Annotated in this window: 15 protein-coding genes, 2 pseudogenes and 1 other annotated feature; of the genes and pseudogenes, 14 read left to right on the top strand and 3 right to left on the bottom strand. The window is 41.7% G+C overall.

Annotated elements, in window-relative coordinates:
• The first annotated feature begins 90 nt into the window (after positions 1 to 90).
• A complete protein-coding gene (gorA, locus tag HSISS3_RS07680) occupies positions 91 to 1,443 on the top strand; it encodes a glutathione-disulfide reductase (protein ID WP_021152285.1) in 1,353 nt (450 codons plus the stop codon).
• A gap of 264 nt (positions 1,444 to 1,707) precedes the next feature.
• Here the strand turns inward: gorA and HSISS3_RS07675 are convergent, their stop codons facing one another.
• Together HSISS3_RS07675 and HSISS3_RS07670 are read right to left on the bottom strand one after the other, a co-directional pair.
• Entirely contained in the window at positions 1,708 to 2,964 is a 1,257-nt protein-coding gene (locus tag HSISS3_RS07675) for a bifunctional folylpolyglutamate synthase/dihydrofolate synthase (protein WP_021152284.1), read from the bottom strand.
• Positions 2,965 to 3,008: 44 nt separating this feature from the next.
• Complete coding sequence (locus HSISS3_RS07670; protein ID WP_004183998.1) at positions 3,009 to 3,473, bottom strand: DUF6556 family protein; 465 nt, start codon at positions 3,471 to 3,473, stop codon at positions 3,009 to 3,011.
• Between the two features lie 109 nt (positions 3,474 to 3,582).
• Here HSISS3_RS07670 and HSISS3_RS07665 point away from each other — a divergent pair, with 109 nt between their 5' ends.
• The 13 genes and pseudogenes from HSISS3_RS07665 to HSISS3_RS07605 all read left to right on the top strand — a co-directional run bounded on the left by HSISS3_RS07665 (position 3,583) and on the right by HSISS3_RS07605 (position 16,513).
• Positions 3,583 to 4,728: a cysteine desulfurase family protein gene (locus tag HSISS3_RS07665; RefSeq protein ID WP_021152283.1), complete on the top strand. Its 1,146-nt coding sequence runs from the start codon at positions 3,583 to 3,585 to the stop codon at positions 4,726 to 4,728.
• Positions 4,729 to 4,770: 42 nt separating this feature from the next.
• The gene (gene thiI, locus HSISS3_RS07660) at positions 4,771 to 5,994 is read left to right on the top strand and encodes a tRNA uracil 4-sulfurtransferase ThiI (RefSeq protein WP_004183994.1); all 1,224 of its coding nucleotides are present in this window, start codon (positions 4,771 to 4,773) and stop codon (positions 5,992 to 5,994) included.
• Between the two features lie 98 nt (positions 5,995 to 6,092).
• Positions 6,093 to 7,604: an accessory Sec system glycosyltransferase GtfA gene (gene gtfA / locus HSISS3_RS07655; protein ID WP_004183993.1), complete on the top strand. Its 1,512-nt coding sequence runs from the start codon at positions 6,093 to 6,095 to the stop codon at positions 7,602 to 7,604.
• On the top strand, positions 7,597 to 8,916 hold the full coding sequence (gene gtfB, locus HSISS3_RS07650; protein ID WP_004183992.1) for an accessory Sec system glycosylation chaperone GtfB: 1,320 nt from the start codon (positions 7,597 to 7,599) through the stop codon (positions 8,914 to 8,916). The genes gtfA and gtfB overlap by 8 nt, the downstream gene beginning before the upstream one ends.
• A 4-nt stretch (positions 8,917 to 8,920) precedes the next feature.
• Positions 8,921 to 9,456, top strand: a pseudogene (locus HSISS3_RS07645) (GNAT family N-acetyltransferase).
• Positions 9,457 to 9,566: 110 nt separating this feature from the next.
• Positions 9,567 to 9,641: a sequence feature (ribosomal protein L21 leader region), on the top strand.
• A gap of 40 nt (positions 9,642 to 9,681) precedes the next feature.
• Positions 9,682 to 9,996 carry a 50S ribosomal protein L21 gene (gene rplU / locus HSISS3_RS07640; RefSeq protein WP_002885597.1) on the top strand — a complete coding sequence of 105 codons (315 nt, stop codon included), beginning with the start codon at positions 9,682 to 9,684 and terminating at the stop codon, positions 9,994 to 9,996.
• A 35-nt stretch (positions 9,997 to 10,031) separates the two neighbouring features.
• Complete coding sequence (gene rpmA, locus HSISS3_RS07635) at positions 10,032 to 10,322, top strand: 50S ribosomal protein L27 (RefSeq protein WP_004183988.1); 291 nt, start codon at positions 10,032 to 10,034, stop codon at positions 10,320 to 10,322.
• A gap of 58 nt (positions 10,323 to 10,380) precedes the next feature.
• On the top strand, positions 10,381 to 11,076 hold the full coding sequence (locus HSISS3_RS07630; protein WP_021145969.1) for a GNAT family N-acetyltransferase: 696 nt from the start codon (positions 10,381 to 10,383) through the stop codon (positions 11,074 to 11,076).
• A 226-nt stretch (positions 11,077 to 11,302) separates the two neighbouring features.
• Positions 11,303 to 11,677: a DUF1149 family protein gene (locus tag HSISS3_RS07625; RefSeq protein WP_004183985.1), complete on the top strand. Its 375-nt coding sequence runs from the start codon at positions 11,303 to 11,305 to the stop codon at positions 11,675 to 11,677.
• Position 11,678: 1 nt separating this feature from the next.
• Positions 11,679 to 12,521: a DegV family protein gene (locus HSISS3_RS07620; RefSeq protein WP_021152282.1), complete on the top strand. Its 843-nt coding sequence runs from the start codon at positions 11,679 to 11,681 to the stop codon at positions 12,519 to 12,521.
• A gap of 61 nt (positions 12,522 to 12,582) precedes the next feature.
• Complete coding sequence (dapB, locus tag HSISS3_RS07615) at positions 12,583 to 13,350, top strand: 4-hydroxy-tetrahydrodipicolinate reductase (RefSeq protein WP_004183981.1); 768 nt, start codon at positions 12,583 to 12,585, stop codon at positions 13,348 to 13,350.
• Positions 13,347 to 14,549: a CCA tRNA nucleotidyltransferase gene (locus HSISS3_RS07610; RefSeq protein WP_021145967.1), complete on the top strand. Its 1,203-nt coding sequence runs from the start codon at positions 13,347 to 13,349 to the stop codon at positions 14,547 to 14,549. Before dapB ends, HSISS3_RS07610 begins: the two co-directional genes overlap by 4 nt.
• An 83-nt stretch (positions 14,550 to 14,632) precedes the next feature.
• A complete protein-coding gene (locus tag HSISS3_RS07605) occupies positions 14,633 to 16,513 on the top strand; it encodes an ABC-F family ATP-binding cassette domain-containing protein (protein ID WP_021152280.1) in 1,881 nt (626 codons plus the stop codon).
• A 103-nt stretch (positions 16,514 to 16,616) separates the two neighbouring features.
• Here HSISS3_RS07605 and HSISS3_RS07600 read toward each other — a convergent pair.
• Positions 16,617 to 16,866 (bottom strand): annotated as a pseudogene (locus HSISS3_RS07600) (hypothetical protein); the annotation flags it as partial.

The following is a 16,866-nucleotide window of genomic DNA, read 5'->3' as shown; positions in this document are numbered from 1 at the left end:
ATTTAATTTATGATAAAGTAAAACCAGAAATGGCTTACAAGGCTTATCTAGAAGCTCATATGCTCCATAAAGAAATATAAGAGGTAAATTATGGTAAAAGAATACGATTATATTGTCATCGGTGGTGGCTCTGGCGGGATTGCCAGTGCTAATCGTGCTGCTATGCACGGCGCTAAGGTTATTCTTTTTGAAGGAAGAGAGGTCGGCGGTACCTGCGTCAATGTGGGCTGTGTACCTAAAAAGGTCATGTGGTATGGTGCTCAGGTTGCTGAGACTCTTCACCGCTATGCGGGCGAATATGGCTTTGATGTGACGCTTAATAAGTTTGATTTTGCGACCCTTAAGGCCAATCGTCAGGCTTATATCGACCGTATACATGGTTCTTATGAGCGTGGTTTTGATAGTAATGGCGTTGAACGTGTATACGAGTATGCAAAATTTGTTGATCCTCATACAGTTGAAGTAGCTGGGGAGCGTTATACAGCGCCACATATCCTTATTGCAACAGGTGGACATGCCCTTTATCCAAATATTCCAGGTAGTGAATATGGGATTACTTCAGATGGTTTCTTTGAGTTAGATGAGGTACCAAAACGTACAGCTGTTATCGGTGGTGGCTATATCGCCGTTGAGGTTGCTGGTGTTCTCAATGCTCTTGGCAGTGATACGCATCTCTTTGTGCGTAAGGATCGCCCATTACGTACCTTTGACAAGGATATTATCGATGTCTTAGTCGATGAGATGGCTAAATCAGGTCCGACCCTTCACACGCATGCTAATGCTACAGAAGTAGTGAAAAATGCTGACGATTCTTTGACCATTAGCTTTGACAATGGAGAAACAGTAACTGTTGATTGCCTCATTTGGGCTATTGGTCGTGCGGCCAATACCTCTGGCTTTGGTCTTGAAAAGACGGGCGTTGAGTTGACTGAACGAGGTAACATTTACTCAGACGCCTTTGAAAATACATCAGTTCCTGGTATCTACGCCCTTGGTGATGTGACTGGTAAACTAGATTTGACGCCAGTTGCAATCAAGGCGGGACGTCAATTGTCAGAGCGACTCTTCAACAATAAAGCTGATGCTAAGCTTGATTATACAGATGTTGCTACTGTGGTCTTTAGCCACCCAGTCATTGGTTCTGTTGGTTTGACTGAGGAAAAAGCAATTGCTAAATATGGTTCGGAGAATATCAAGGTCTATAAATCTAGTTTCACTCCAATGTATACAGCTCTTGCAAACAATCGTCAGCCGTCAACTATGAAATTAGTAACACTTGGTGAGAATGAAAAAATCATCGGTCTTCATGGCATTGGTTACGGTGTCGACGAGATGATTCAAGGCTTCTCTGTGGCTATTAAGATGGGAGCAACTAAGGCTGATTTTGATAATACGGTTGCCATTCATCCAACCGGTTCAGAAGAATTTGTAACGATGAGATAAAAAGGTGAAGTCTGTCTACCTAAATGGATAGGCTTTTCTTTGTGGCTGAATGGCCTCAATTGAAAGTGATCGCAAGGAAGTCCCTTGCGAATTTCCATAGCCTTTTTGGCTACGGAAACCATTCATCCAACCGGTTCAGAAGAATTTGTAACGATGAGATAAATAAGTGAGGTCTGAATACCAAGAGTTTCAGGCTTTTCTTTGTGTTCAAATAGCAGCCCACACTTTGTGTGTAGCAAATAACTTGTCTAAATAAAAAAGGCATTAGGCCTTTTTTTCGTTAATCAAATAATTTCTGACTTCTGAGATAAAGTAAAGGGACCCAGTAATGACAAATAAATCATCAGGACTCGCTGAATCAGCTTGGATTAGCCAGTCTTTATAGTCGGTCGCCTGTTTGAAGTGTTGAGGATAGTCATCCAAGGGCAGTGCTTCAAAAAAGTCAAAGCTAGTCACCGTTATATCATAAGCTTTCAGCTCCTCTAGTAAGTCTGCTAGAGGCTTCCGCCTAAGTCCTGCAAAGAGGATGTGGACCCTACGATTGGCGAAGTTATCTTTTAGTACCTGTTTTAAACTGGCAATACCTTGAGGATTATGGGCGCCATCTAGGTAAATGTTATTTCCAATCCACTCACTGCGACCAGGCCAATGCGTCTCTTCGATGCCTTCTTGGATACTCTTATCGTTAATCTTAGGAAATATTTGAGTCAAGAGATGGGCAGCAGTGACGGCTAAACCAGCATTATTTTCTTGATGCTGTCCTAGCATGGAGAGCTTAAGTTTTGAACTCTGCCACTTACCATAAGAAACTTGAAGAGCTTGATTGGATGCATGAATGAGCTGGATTTCCCTATCAATAACAGCCAAAGGAGCCTTACATTCATGTGATTTTTGTCTAAAGAGCTGTTCAACTTCTTCAGGAACACGACCTAGTAAGGTAGGGGTATTTTTTTGCATGACACCAGCTTTATGCTCAGCAATTTCCTCAAGACTATTACCTAAAGTTTCAGTGTGGTCAAAGCCAATCGAAGTACAGATGACAAGCTCTGGTGAAAGCACATTGGTCGAATCAAGACGGCCACCAATTCCGACTTCGATGATAGCAATATCAACCTGTTTCAAATCAAAGTAGAGAAACATGAGTAGGGTGACCAACTCAAATTCCGTTGGTCGGTCAAAATAAGTGTTATGTTCTAAATCATTGAGAAAAACTTGAGCTTTCTCAACAATAGCAATCAGGTCCTTATCAGGGATCTCTGTGCCATTAATACTAATACGCTCGTTAAATCGAGTAATGTAAGGAGAAGTAAAGGTTCCGACTTGATAGCCTGCCTTACTTAGGATATGTTGTAAGTAACTGGTTGTTGATCCCTTACCGTTGGTTCCGACGATATGGACTGTTGGATAGTGCATTTGAGGATTTCCAGCTTGCTCCAAAAGCCAGCGCATACGCTCAAGCTTGGGACGACGACCATTACCTTTAAAAGAGTGAATGAAATTTATGGTTTCTGTATAGTTCATAGGATTATAGAAAAAGGCAGGAAACTCCTAGCCTTTCAAATGTTTTAGTTGGAAGCAGCGCCACCAGTTGTTGCACCACCAGTTGTCGCATTGCCAGTAGTTGTGTCTGCAGTGGCTGCTGATGAAGAAGTAGTTGTATTTCCACCAGTTGTTGTATCTGCTGATGAAGAATAAGTGTTATTACCAGCTTGGCTGCTTGTTTCTGTTTCTGAGTCAGTCGCATTACCATAGCTAGATGAGGCAGCGCTTGAATCTTGGGTCTTATTGTTACCTTCTTTGATGACTACAGTTGATTGATTTGCTGAAGAATCAGATGTATCTTTATCTTTATTAGAAGATGTGAAATTCATAATAGTGATAGACGCTACGATGATTGACAAAATGGTCCCGACAGCAGTAAGGACTTTTTGGAAGGCAGTGAAGCCTTTAGAAACGTGTTCAGTCACTTTAGGGGAAGATTTGCTTTCTTCATTGGACGTATGGTTACGGCGTGAGTAATTTTCAGACATGATGCTCTCCTTAAAAATTATTTCGTACTCTCTATTATATGATTTTCTCGCAAAAAATGCTAAAAAAATTATGCTATAATAGGGAGTAACTATTAATCGAGGAAAAAACATGATTTATTTTGATAATTCAGCTACAACCATGCCCTATCCAGAGGCTCTTAGAACCTACCAAGAAGCGGCAACGAAAATTTTTGGGAATCCTTCTAGCTTGCACCAATTAGGAACATCTGCGACACGTATTTTGGAGGCTTCTCGTAAGCAAGTTGCGGACCTCATTGGAAAATCAGCCGATGAGATTTTCTTTACGTCTGGTGGAACCGAAGGAGACAACTGGGTCATTAAGGGCGTGGCTTTTGAAAAAGAGCCTTATGGTAAACACATCATCGTTTCTGACATTGAGCATCCTGCGGTTAAAGAGTCTGCCAAATGGCTTTCTGAGCATGGTTTTCAAGTGTCCTATGCGCCAGTTAATGCTCAAGGGTTCGTGGATGTGGAAGCTCTTGCTCAACTGTTGCGACCTGATACCATCTTGGTTTCAGTGATGGCCGTTAATAATGAAATCGGATCTATCCAACCCATTCAAGCGATTTCAGATCTTCTAGCTAATGAGCCGACGATTTCTTTCCATGTGGATGCTGTTCAGGCTATTGGTAAAGTTCCTGTATCGTCTTATTTAACTGACCGTGTAGACTTTGCGACCTTTTCTGGTCATAAGTTCCATGCCGTTCGTGGTGTCGGTTTTGTCTACAAAAAAGCTGGCAAAAAGATTACGCCTCTCTTAACAGGTGGAGGTCAAGAAAAAGACCTTCGTTCAACGACTGAAAATGTTGCTGGGATTGCAAGTATGGCTAAGGCCTTGCGCTTAGTCACTGATAAAGAGGCCTTATCTCTGACTAAAATTGCCAAGATGAAAAAGGTTATCTTTGACGAATTGTCGAAGTATGAGGACATTACTCTCTTCTCAGGTGAAGGTGATAACTTTGCTCCCAATATTTTGACCTTTGGCATCAAGGGTGTTCGTGGTGAAGTTGTTGTCCATGCTTTTGAGGAACATCAAATCTATATTTCAACGACATCAGCCTGCTCCTCAAAAGCCGGTAAGCCAGCAGGAACCCTTATTTCTATGGGTGTGCCAAGTAAGTTGGCCCAAACTGCCGTTCGTATCAGTCTCGATGATGACAATGATATGGGACAGGTTGAACAATTTCTCACGATTTTCAAGCAGGTCTACGCTAAGACACAAAAAGTGAGATAAAACGATTAAATAAAATTAAATTCAAGTTCAAAAGGAAAAGGAATGACACTAACGTATTCAGAAATTATGGTGCGCTACGGGGAATTGTCAACCAAGGGCAAAAACCGCATGCGTTTCATCAATAAACTTAAAAATAATATCAAGGATGTCCTATCCATCTATCCAGAGGTGAAAGTGACTTTTGACCGTGACCGTGGACACATCTATCTAAATGGCACAGACTACGAACCAGTCGCAGAGTCTTTGAAACAGATTTTCGGGATTCAGGCCTTTAGTCCTGTTTACAAATGTGAAAAAAATGTCGAAGTATTGAAAAAAGCTGTTCAAGACATTATGACTGGGCTTTATCATGATGGACTTACCTTTAAGGTGACGGCTAAACGTAGTGACCACGACTTTGTTCTCGACAGTCGTGAGCTCAACCTTACTTTAGGAAATGCTGTATTTGATGTATTGCCTGATATTAAAGCACAAATGAAGGGTCCAGATGTTAATCTTAAGGTAGAGATTCGTGCGGAGGCTGCCTATATTTCTCATGAGGAAATTAAGGGTGCTGGTGGATTACCTGTAGGGACAGCTGGGAAAGGCATGCTCATGCTTTCAGGTGGGATTGATTCGCCTGTTGCAGGTTATCTAGCCCTTAAGCGTGGCGTGGATATTGAGGCTGTCCATTTTGCAAGTCCTCCATACACCAGTCCTGGTGCACTGAAAAAGGCTCAAGATTTGACCCGTAAGTTGACTAAGTTTGGTGGCAATATCCAGTTCATTGAAGTACCCTTTACTGAAATTCAAGAGGAAATCAAGGAAAAAGCACCAGAGGCTTATTTGATGACTCTGACTCGTCGTTTTATGATGCGTATTACTGACCGCATTCGTGAGGAACGACGTGGTCTTGTCATTATCAATGGAGAAAGTCTTGGTCAGGTTGCCAGTCAGACTATGGAGTCTATGCAGGCCATTAATGCTGTCACCTGTACGCCAGTGATTCGCCCAGTTGTGACTATGGATAAGTTGGAAATCATTGATTTGGCACAAAAAATTGATACCTTCGACATTTCTATTCAACCTTTCGAAGATTGCTGTACCATCTTTGCACCGGACCGTCCAAAGACCAATCCCAAAATTAAAAACGTTGAACAATATGAGCGTCGTATGGATGTTGACGCCTTGGTTGAACGGGCGGTTGCAGGAATTATGGTGACTGAAATCACACCTATCGAAGAGGCACAAGACGAAGTAGACACACTTATTGATGACTTGCTCTAGTCCCAAAGTATATAGTGACTGCTTAGATTTTATTAGCATCAGCTGTATCAAATAAAGAAATAATATCGATGTTGCATTTTACCTAGAAAGGAAAATACATGACTGTTTATAACATCAATTTAGGAATTGGTTGGGCGTCAAGTGGTGTCGAATATGCTCAGGCCTACCGTTCTACCATTTTTAAAAACACTGGTATCAAGGCTAAGTTTGTCTTTATGGATATGTTCTTGCAGGACAACCTGTCTGATTTGACCCGTAATATGGGTTTTGCGGACGAAGATGTCATCTGGCTCTATAGCTATTTTACAGACCTTAAGATTGCCCCAACGACCTATACCGTCAAGGATTTGGAAAATGAAATTCCTTATGATATTACACGTCGTGAAATTAATGGTAAGGTAGTGAAGCTCTTTTGTGCTAAAGAGGACATTTTTTATGCAGCATACTTGCGTAAAGAGGGTGAAGAGATTGTTCACCGTGTGGAAAAGGTTTCTCGTGGTTGCTTGATTCGTAAAGATTTTTACTCTTATACCAAGATGTTCACAGAGTATTACACACCAGTGGACAACAAGGCTCATCTTTACCAACGTCGTTTCTTCAATGAAGATGGTAGTGTTGCCTATGACGAAATCGTTGATGGAAAGGATAGTATCTTCCGTTTTTCAGATAAGATTTTGTCTTCTAAGCACGAGTTTATCGCTTACTTTATGTCTCAACTTGGCCTCACGGACAAAGATATTGTCATCTTGGACCGTGCAACTGGTACAGGGCAAGCCGTTTTCCGTAATGCTAAACCTGCCAAACTTGGGGTAGTGGTCCATGCAGAACACTTTAGTGAGAATGCGGTAACAGACAAGACCATTCTTTGGAATAATTATTACGAGTATCAATTTAGTAATGCGGACAAGGTCGATTTCTTTATCACGGCGACAAATCGTCAGCGTGATATCATGCTAGATCAGTTCAACAAGTACACACCATTTAGGCCTCATATCGTAACCATCCCTGTGGGAAGTGTGGATAAACTGAGAAAACCTGATGGCAATCGTAAACCATTCTCTATCATTACCGCTTCACGTTTGGCCAATGAAAAACATGTGGACTGGTTGGCTAAGGCTGTCGTTAAGGCCAAGGAGAGCTTGCCACAAGTTAATTTTGATATCTTTGGTACAGGGGCTGAGGAGGCTAAACTTAAGGCTATTATTGAGGAAAATCAAGCTCAGGATTACATCCATCTCAAAGGTCATCAGGAGTTGACAGAAGTCTACAAGGACTACGAGCTTTACCTGTCAGGTTCTAAGAGTGAAGGCTTTGGCTTGACTCTTTTAGAAGCTGTTGGTTCAGGTCTTGGTATGATTGGATTTGACGTGCGCTATGGGAACCAAACCTTTATTAAAGATAATGAAAATGGTTACCTCATTCCTCGTTTCGAAAAAGATGATGAACCTGCCATTGTAGCGGCTTTGGCAGAGAAAATTGTAGCCTTCTTTAACCGCACAGATTTGGACCATGTTCATCAAGTCTCTTATGATATCGCTAAAGGCTTTTTGACAGAGGAAATTGAGCAGAAGTGGCTTAACTTAGTAAAGGAGATGACTAGTCATGATTAATTTATTTGAAAGTTATAGTCAGGGTAGTTGGGATCTCCATTACTCCTTAATCGTTGCTGGCTATGCCAATACAACGGTTTGCCTTTCGGATGATGGCTTTCTACCTAGTGATGTAACCTCGCCCTACCTTTATTTCACTGGTTTTGATAAGGTTCAGGGATCTGCTCTTTACTTTAATCAAGTGCCCGTGCCAGATTACTGGGAAATTTTAGGGACTAATAGTAATGCAGAAATTTTCCGTTTTGATAAAAAACGTGGACATATTCATTATGCGCATCCTGAACATCAACGTTTGGTAAATGCTGTGGACTGGTATGATGAGTCAGGCCGCTTGCGCGTGACTGACCGCTATAATAACAAGGGCTATCGTTTTTCTCAGACAACGTACAACGTTAAACAAGAAGCGACTATCACTAGTTATTTCACGCCAGACAACAAGGAAGTTATCGTTGTTAACCATTTGACCAAGGATGTTATCTTGAATTGGAAGGAAAAAGTCTACATTTTCAAAAATAAGTCGGAATTTGTAGTCTTCTATCTCCAAGAGGCGGGTTATGATTTAAGTCGTATCCTTTATAACTCACTGTCAACGCCTTTCTTGACAACGATGAACCTTCCAAATTCTGGCCAAGATGTGCTTTTCTGGCAAGAGCCAATTACAGACACAGTTCCTGGCAATATGCGTTTGCTCCTTGATAGCAATCACCGTCAAACCAAGATTGTTGTTCAGGATTACACAGCCTACACGAATTTGCTAAAATTGATTAGTCCCCAGCAGGCTTCTCATGTAGCTTTCCTTGGCTTCATGTATCCATTTGCACGTCAAAATCATTTCCAAAACCATGCACTTATCTTGACCAATTCCGATCAGGTTGAACATCTGGAAAGTATTGTTAGTGAAGTACCTACCATGCACTATCATGTCGGGGCTATTACAGAGATGTCAAGTCGCTTGATGGATTTGGCTAAATATAGCAATGTTAGTCTTTATCCTAACATTACAACAGAACAGGTTAAACGCCTTTATCAAGAAGCTGATTTCTACTTGGATATTAACCATCAAAATGAAATCTTGTCAGCGACCCGTGCTGCTTTCGAAAATAATATGCTTATCCTTGCCTTTACGAACACTAGTCATGGTTCAGAGTATACAGCGCCAAGCAATATCTTTTCACCGATGGATGCCGGTCACTTCAAGCAAACCCTTCATGAAGCCTTGGGCAACCATGAGTTCTTTAGACATCTTCTTGACCGTCAACGTGAGCATGCTCGTGTGGCGACACCAGAAGATTATCAAAAGGTCATTGGTTAGGGTCATGGCAGTTCAGGTTCGTAAGGTTTACCCTTTTACACCAACGTTTAGACAGGTCGCTTCGCTTTATGAAGCGGCTTTTCCTGCTTGTGAGCGTCTTCCCCTCTGGCAATTGTCTTGGAATGGCTTGAAAAAAGGACAGGAATTTCTGGCTTATTATGATAAGCAAACTTTTATTGGCTTAACCTATACCATCTATACTGACAGCCTAGTATACTTACTCTTTCTTGCGGTTGAAGAAAGTAAACAGTCTCAGGGATACGGTAGTCAGATTTTGGCACAAGTTAAGAAAGAAGCAGGCGTTTGCCCATGTGTTCTCACGATTGAGCCCATGGATGATCCTAATGTTTCTAATCGAGCTCAACGTCTAAAACGTCTAGCATTTTACGAAAAAATGGCTATCAAGCTTTGAATCATTTCTATTTTGAAGGGACTGAGCGTTATCAGATTTTAACAACCGATAAGACGCTTTCCCTAGCAGCTTTGGAGAACGCTTTGGCTAAGACCTTTTTAGGAAAGCATGGTGTCAGAGTGGATTAGAAGCTTGATTTTGTAGTTAAATCTAAGTTGACAAAATAAGAAAAAGTAAAAACTTTTTCTCTTGCTATTAGAGTAAAAAAATGATAGAATTGAAACGTTGACTAAATGCACGTCCTGTGCAACCGCACGACTACTGTTTGCAAGTGGGTTCGTCCCCGCAGTACTAGGCGAGTCTTCACAGAGGGAAACCTCAGACACATTAAAAATTTTAATAGGAGGTGCATCATGAGCACATACGCAATCATCAAAACTGGTGGAAAACAAGTTAAAGTTGAAGTAGGTCAAGCGATCTACGTTGAAAAAATCAACGCTGAAGCTGGATCAGAAGTAACTTTTAACGAAGTTGTTCTTGTCGGTGGTGATAAAACTGTAGTAGGTACTCCAGTTGTTGAAGGAGCTACTGTTGTCGGAACTATCGAAAAACAAGGTAAACAAAAGAAAGTTGTTACTTTCAAATACAAACCTAAAAAAGGTAGCCACCGTAAACAAGGTCACCGTCAACCTTATACAAAAGTTGTTATCAACGCTATCAACGCGTAAGCTAACGACTAATCACTAAGAAAGGACACAATCTTATGTTGAAAACTCTTGAAAACTTGCAACTTTTCGCCCACAAAAAAGGTGGGGGTTCTACTTCCAATGGTCGTGATTCAGAAGCTAAACGTCTTGGTGCCAAAGCTGCTGATGGTCAAACTGTAACAGGTGGATCAATCCTTTACCGTCAACGCGGTACACACATCTATCCAGGTGTAAACGTAGGCCGTGGTGGTGACGATACACTCTTCGCTAAAGTTGAAGGTGTTGTACGTTTCGAACGTAAAGGTCGCGACAAAAAACAAGTATCTGTATACCCAGTTGCTAAATAATTCAGCTAAAGTCTGCACTTTTGTGTAGGCTTTTCTTATTTATGAAAGGAAGATGACTATGCCTTTGAATCAGTACCAACAAGAAGTCGGACCAAGCTTAGCGGATGCCAGCCCTGGGAAGATGCCGGACATCACTCTCTTGGACGGTCGCTATTGTAGCGTTGAACATTTGACAGTAGCAGAACACTACGAGGATATTCTTGACTTTTACTTTACCAATCGGATTCTTTCTGACTGGACCTATATGTATGCGGATCCTTTTGAATCTGAAGAAGCAGTACGTCAGTGTTTGGAAGACTATGAGCAGTCTTCTAATCCTTATTTCTTTGCCATTAGGGATAAGGCCTCAGGAAAGGTTCTGGGCACTTTCTCACTCATGGCTATTACGCCTAAAAATCGGAGTGTAGAGATGGGACGGGTCATTTTGGCTCCAGCCTTACAAAAAACGCGAGCAGCTACCGAAGCCCAATATTTAGTGATGACCTATGTTTTTGACGTGCTAAACTACCGTCGCTATGAATGGAAATGTGACAGTCTCAACCGTCCTTCCGCCAATGCAGCACAGCGACTAGGTTTCACCTTCGAAGGGCGTTTCCGTAACCATGCTATCTATAAGGGACGTAGCCGTGATACGGACTGGTTCTCTATTATTGACAGTGAGTGGCCTGAACTAAAAGAGCGCTTTGAGAACTGGTTAGCTCCTGATAATTTTGACGAAAATGGACAACAGAAACGTTCATTAAAGGAATGTTAGTGCTTGTTTAAAGGGTTCTCTTATTGTTGAGAGGGCCCTCTTTTAGTTTTTTACTCGTTCATTCAAGTTTTGCCCTACTCTCGTCTTTATTTTCATTTGTCAGTCACTCCCGAATTATAGTGTTAAAAACTCATTAAAATACTCATTTTTCTGTCAATAATATTTCCATCAAAAACCATATTTATGCTATAATAAAGAGTAATTGTATCAAGGAGAATAATGACTAATGGATTTAATTCGCGAAAAAGTATTCGTTAACCGTTACCACTATGATGTTCGTAACCATGAGTGGGAAAAAGAAAATGGTGTTCCTAAAACAAATGTTGAGGTAACTTTCCAACTACACAATAAAGATGAAGAAGCTAACAACACATCGGTTGTTGCTGTTTTGCAATTTATGATTGTCCGTGATGAGTTTGTTATCTCAGGGATTGTCTCTCAAATGGATCATATTCAAAACCGTATCGTCAATGAACCTAAAGACTTCTCACAAGAAGAAGCAGAGACTTTGGCGGCACCTTTGTTGGATACGCTTCAACGTTTGACTTATGAAGTCACTGAGATTGCCTTGGATCGCCCAGGTATCAACTTGGAGTTCTAAGATGTCTCTTGCAGTTATTACGGATTCGTCGGTTAATCTCCCTACTGATATTCAGGGACATGCTGATGTATATATTTTAGATATTCCGGTCATCATTGAGGGGCAGCCTTTTGTTGAAGGAAAAAACTTGGACTTGAAACAGTTTTATGCGCAAATGGCGAACTCAGAAGAACTACTCAAGACATCGCAACCTAATCTGGCTGATTTGGATAACCTACTGATGGAGTTAGAGGATAAAGGTTACACCCATGTCATTGGGCTTTTCCTTTCTTCAGGCATTTCTGGTTTTTGGGCTAACAGTCAATTTTTGATTGAAGATCATGCCAAGTTGAAAATTGCTTTTTCTGATACTAAAATAACGGCAACTCCTATGGGTGCCATGGTGAGAAACGTTTTGCATTGGTCAGCTCAAGAGATGTCTTTTGACAATATCTTGAAGAAACTAGATGAGCAAATTGCAAAAACAACAGCTTATATTCTCGTGGATGACCTTCACCATTTGGTTAAGGGAGGACGTTTGTCGAATGGTTCGGCGATTTTAGGAAATCTTTTGTCTATCAAACCTATTTTGAATTTTAATGATGAAGGAAAAATCGTTGTTTTTGAAAAGGTGCGTACAGAGAAGAAAGCTGTGAAGCGTTTGGTTGCCCTAGCTGAGGACAATCAAAACATGGAGCTCAGCATTTTGCATACCAATGTTCCTGAAAAGGCAGAGGATTTTAAAGAACAGCTTGAAGCCCAAGGTGTTGAGGTTTCAACAGTGGTGTCTCTCTGTGCCGTGATTGCTACCCACTTGGGAGAGGGAGCGTTGGTTCTAGGCTTGACACCTAAGTTCACCAAATAAAGAACAATCCATTTTGAATGGGGATTGTCTACGACTATGATCAATAGAGAGGAAAAATGATATGTCTATTAAAGTTATTGTTGCTGGATTTAAAGGAAGAATGGGTTCAACTGCGGTTGATATGGTCAAGGGAGATGATGAATTGACCTTGGCTGCCTTGCTTGACCCATTTGCGACAGAAAAAGAAGTGGACGGTGTTCCTGTCTTCACAGATAAGGCGGATTTGGTTGGCTTTGACGCAGATGTCTGGGTGGATTTCACCATGCCAGCTGTTGCCTATGAAAATACCCATTTTGCTTTGGAAAATGGTTTTGCACCAGTTGTGGGTACGACAGGATTTACAGAAGCACAGATTCAGGACTTGACAGCCCTTTCTAAAGACAAGTCAATTGGTGGCTTGATTGCTCCAAACTTTGCTATTGGTGCCATCCTTCTGATGAAGTTTGCGGCAGAAGCCAGCAAATACTTCCCAGACCTTGAAATCATTGAGCTTCACCACGATAAGAAGAAGGATGCCCCTTCAGGTACAGCAGTGAAAACGGCTGAACTTATTCGTGAAGTTCGTGAACCTAAACGTCAAGGAGCTGAAGATGAGGTGGAAACACTTGCCGGGGCACGTGGTGCGGAGTTTGATGGCTTCCGTATTCACAGTGTGCGTTTGCCAGGTCTAGTGGCTCACCAAGAGGTCATCTTTGGTGCCCAAGGAGAAGGCTTGACCTTGCGTCACGACTCTTACGACCGTATTTCCTTTATGGGTGGTGTTAATCTTGGGATTAAAGAAGTGGTTAAACGTGACCAGCTTGTTTATGGTTTGGAACATTTACTATGAGATTAAGTTATTTGCCTTCTGAGTTTCAGGAGGCTTTACCAATATTAGAGAAAATTAAGGCGGCTGGATTTGAGGCTTACTTTGTTGGAGGATCTGTTCGTGATGCTCTTCTCAATCGTCCCATCCATGACGTGGACATTGCATCGTCTTCTTACCCTGAGGAAACCAAACAGATTTTCGAGCGTACGGTAGATATCGGCATAGAGCATGGGACGGTCTTGGTTTTGGAAAATGGCGGTGAATATGAGGTGACGACCTTCCGCACAGAGGATGTCTATGTAGATTACCGTCGTCCGTCCAGTGTGTCCTTTGTGCGTTCGTTGGAAGAGGATCTTAAGCGTCGTGATTTTACAGTCAATGCTTTTGCTCTTAATGAAAATGCTGAGGTTATCGACAAGTTCAATGGTCTTGCTGACTTGGACAACCGTGTTTTGAGGGCTGTTGGTAAGGCTGAGGAACGCTTTAACGAGGATGCCCTTCGCATCATGCGTGGGTTACGTTTTGCAGCAAGTTTAGACTTTGATATCGAAGTAAAGACTTTTGAGGCGATGACCAGCCATGCTCCGCTTTTGGAAAAGATTTCGATTGAGCGAAGTTTCATCGAGTTTGATAAGCTACTTTTGGCCCCACATTGGAAGAAAGGAATCAAGGCTCTTCTAGCGACCAAGGCCTATCAGTACCTTCCAGATTTTCAAGAGACAGCTGAGAAATGGCAGTCTTTTGTGGCAGATTATGCTGAGGGATTTAGATTTACAAGTTCTGAGCAGGCCTGGGCAGCAACGCTTTTGGCTCTCAAGCATGACAATCCACGCTCTTTCCTTAAAAAATGGAAGACCTCTGTGAATTTCCAGAAGACAGTACAATCTCTGGTTGAGATTTTCAAATTCCGTATGGAGAGAGATGTGACCAAGCAAGATGTTTATAAGTATGGTAAGGAGCTCCTAGAGGAAGCTGAAGGTTTGAGACAAGCTCAGGGCTTGACAGTCGATTATGAGCGTATTGCTGAGTTGGATGGTCAGTTGCTCATCCATGATAAGCACGAAATTGTTGTAAATGGCGGTATGCTGATGAAAGAGCTGGGTTTCAAACCTGGACCGGACCTTGGTCGTGCACTCAAAGCTATTGAAAATACTATTGTTGATGGAAATCTAGCTAATGACAAGGAAGCCATTATAGCCTTTGTTCAAGCTATGAAATGAGCCTTTAGACGTTATAAAAATGACACACCGCTACAGAGCATGCGTAAGATCCGTAGCGGTGTTATTTGTAAAAAGGAGGTAAGATGTCAGATTTTATTGTTGAAAAATTAACCAAGTCCGTTGGAGATAAGACGGTTTTTAAAGAGATTTCATTCATTATCCATGATTTGGATCGTATTGGGATTATTGGTGTCAATGGGACAGGTAAGACAACCTTGTTAGATGTTGTGTCTGAGCGTATTGGCTTTGATGGTGATGTGTCACCTTTCACCAAGGCCAATGGCTACAAGATAGCTTATTTGACTCAGGAGCCAGAATTTGATGATAGCAAGACAGTTCTTGATACGGTCTTGTCATCGGACCTTCGTGAGATGGCCTTGATTCGTGAGTATGAAACGCTTATGGCGGATTATTCTGAGGATAATCAGGCTCGATTGGAGAAGGTTATGGCTGAGATGGATAGTCTGGATGCTTGGTCTATTGAAAGTGAGGTTAAGACAGTCTTGTCTAAGCTGGGTCTTTCAGACCTCTCGCAAAAGGTTGGTGACCTCTCAGGGGGTCTTCGACGTCGTGTTCAGTTGGCTCAGGTTCTCTTGAATGATGCTGATCTTTTGCTTTTGGACGAGCCAACCAACCATTTGGATATTGATACCATTGCCTGGTTGACAAATTTTCTCAAGTCGTCTAAAAAAACCGTGCTTTTCATTACCCACGACCGTTATTTCTTAGATAATGTGGCAACACGCATCTTTGAGCTAGACCAGGCTAATCTGATTGAGTACCAAGGAAATTATCAAGATTACGTGCGACTCAAGGCTGAACAAGATGAGCGTGATGCTGCAGCTCTACACAAGAAAAAGCAACTCTATAAGCAGGAGTTGGCCTGGATGCGAACGCAACCACAAGCTCGTGCGACCAAACAACAAGCTCGTATCAATCGTTTTAAGGATCTAAAGGGTGAGGTTCACCAAACGGTCAATAATGACGATCTTGAAATTAACTTTGAGACTAGCCGTATTGGTAAGAAGGTGGTTAACTTCGAGCATGTCGATTTTGCTTATGAAGCTGGCAAGCAAATTCTCAGTGATTTCAACCTTATCATGCAAAATCGTGATCGTATCGGTATTGTTGGTGATAACGGTGTCGGGAAATCGACCTTGCTCAATCTCATTAATGGTGATCTTGTGCCTACAGCTGGTGTCCTAGATATTGGTGAGACGGTACGTATTGGTTATTTCTCACAGCAAATTAAGGACATGGATGAGAGCAAGCGTGTCATTAACTACTTGCAAGAAGTGGCGGATGAAGTCAAGACAACAGTTGGAACAACCAGTATCACCGAGCTCTTGGAGCAATTCCTTTTTCCTCGTTCTACCCATGGAACACAGATTGCTAAGCTCTCTGGTGGGGAAAAGAAACGTCTTTATCTACTTAAGATTTTGATTGAAAAGCCCAATGTTCTGCTCTTGGATGAGCCGACAAACGACCTGGACATTGCAACTTTGACGGTTTTGGAAAACTTCCTTAATGGTTTTGGTGGCCCTGTCGTTACCGTAAGTCACGACCGCTATTTCTTGGACAAGGTAGCAAACAAGATTCTAGCCTTTGAAGATGGCGGCGTGCGTGAGTTCTTTGGCAATTATACGGACTACCTTGATGAAAAAGCCTTCTTACAAGAGCAATCGGCCCTTCTTGAAAAGGAAAAAGCACAAGCTAGCGTTAAGGTTGAAAAAGTCAAAGAAGACAAAAAACGCATGAGTTACTTTGAAAAACAAGAGTGGGCGACTATTGAAGATGAAATTGCCGAGCTTGAAGCTAAAATCGAAGAGATTGAAGCAGCCATGCTCGAAAATGCAAGCGATTATGGACAGCTAGCCAGCCTTCAACGTGACTTGGATGCCACTAATGAAAGCTTGCTTGAAAAATATGAACGCTATGAGTATTTGAGTGAGCTAGAAGGCTAAGTTCTTTAGTAATCAAAGTATGACAAAAGCCCTGCAGATGATACGTACCGTGTCAAGTAGACAATTGAAATAAATAAAATGTGAGGAACCAGGTTGCTTTGGGTTAAGCAGTCTGGTTTTTCTTATCGGCAATAGTTTTCCAGTAATCTCTATATTTTTTAGATTGTTTAATTGGATAATATGGAGCTTGTTCTGGATTTTCTTGTGCTTCAGCTCTCACTTGAGCTGGTGTTTTCCCATTGAATCTCTCTTGGGGATCATGATATAGGTAATAGTGAATGGTCTTTTCGTAAGCCTCTTTCATCTCTTCAAAACTTGACACATTAGGATAAAGAACTGCTCTCATTTCCTTT

Origin of the sequence: Streptococcus sp. HSISS3, from assembly GCF_000448605.1 — a bacterium.
In the GTDB taxonomy this organism is placed as follows: Bacteria; Bacillota; Bacilli; order Lactobacillales; family Streptococcaceae; genus Streptococcus; species Streptococcus raffinosi.
The sequence above is the reverse complement of the archived record's forward strand: the minus strand, read 5'-3'. Positions and strand labels throughout refer to the sequence as shown.

Coding starts and splice junctions, on each gene's coding strand:
- gorA (WP_021152285.1), top strand. CDS start 91: ATGGTAAAAGAATACGATTATATTGTCATCGGTGGTGGCTCTGGCGGG.
- HSISS3_RS07675 (WP_021152284.1), bottom strand. CDS start 2,964: ATGAACTATACAGAAACCATAAATTTCATTCACTCTTTTAAAGGTAAT.
- HSISS3_RS07670 (WP_004183998.1), bottom strand. CDS start 3,473: ATGTCTGAAAATTACTCACGCCGTAACCATACGTCCAATGAAGAAAGC.
- HSISS3_RS07665 (WP_021152283.1), top strand. CDS start 3,583: ATGATTTATTTTGATAATTCAGCTACAACCATGCCCTATCCAGAGGCT.
- thiI (WP_004183994.1), top strand. CDS start 4,771: ATGACACTAACGTATTCAGAAATTATGGTGCGCTACGGGGAATTGTCA.
- gtfA (WP_004183993.1), top strand. CDS start 6,093: ATGACTGTTTATAACATCAATTTAGGAATTGGTTGGGCGTCAAGTGGT.
- gtfB (WP_004183992.1), top strand. CDS start 7,597: ATGATTAATTTATTTGAAAGTTATAGTCAGGGTAGTTGGGATCTCCAT.
- rplU (WP_002885597.1), top strand. CDS start 9,682: ATGAGCACATACGCAATCATCAAAACTGGTGGAAAACAAGTTAAAGTT.
- rpmA (WP_004183988.1), top strand. CDS start 10,032: ATGTTGAAAACTCTTGAAAACTTGCAACTTTTCGCCCACAAAAAAGGT.
- HSISS3_RS07630 (WP_021145969.1), top strand. CDS start 10,381: ATGCCTTTGAATCAGTACCAACAAGAAGTCGGACCAAGCTTAGCGGAT.
- HSISS3_RS07625 (WP_004183985.1), top strand. CDS start 11,303: ATGGATTTAATTCGCGAAAAAGTATTCGTTAACCGTTACCACTATGAT.
- HSISS3_RS07620 (WP_021152282.1), top strand. CDS start 11,679: ATGTCTCTTGCAGTTATTACGGATTCGTCGGTTAATCTCCCTACTGAT.
- dapB (WP_004183981.1), top strand. CDS start 12,583: ATGTCTATTAAAGTTATTGTTGCTGGATTTAAAGGAAGAATGGGTTCA.
- HSISS3_RS07610 (WP_021145967.1), top strand. CDS start 13,347: ATGAGATTAAGTTATTTGCCTTCTGAGTTTCAGGAGGCTTTACCAATA.
- HSISS3_RS07605 (WP_021152280.1), top strand. CDS start 14,633: ATGTCAGATTTTATTGTTGAAAAATTAACCAAGTCCGTTGGAGATAAG.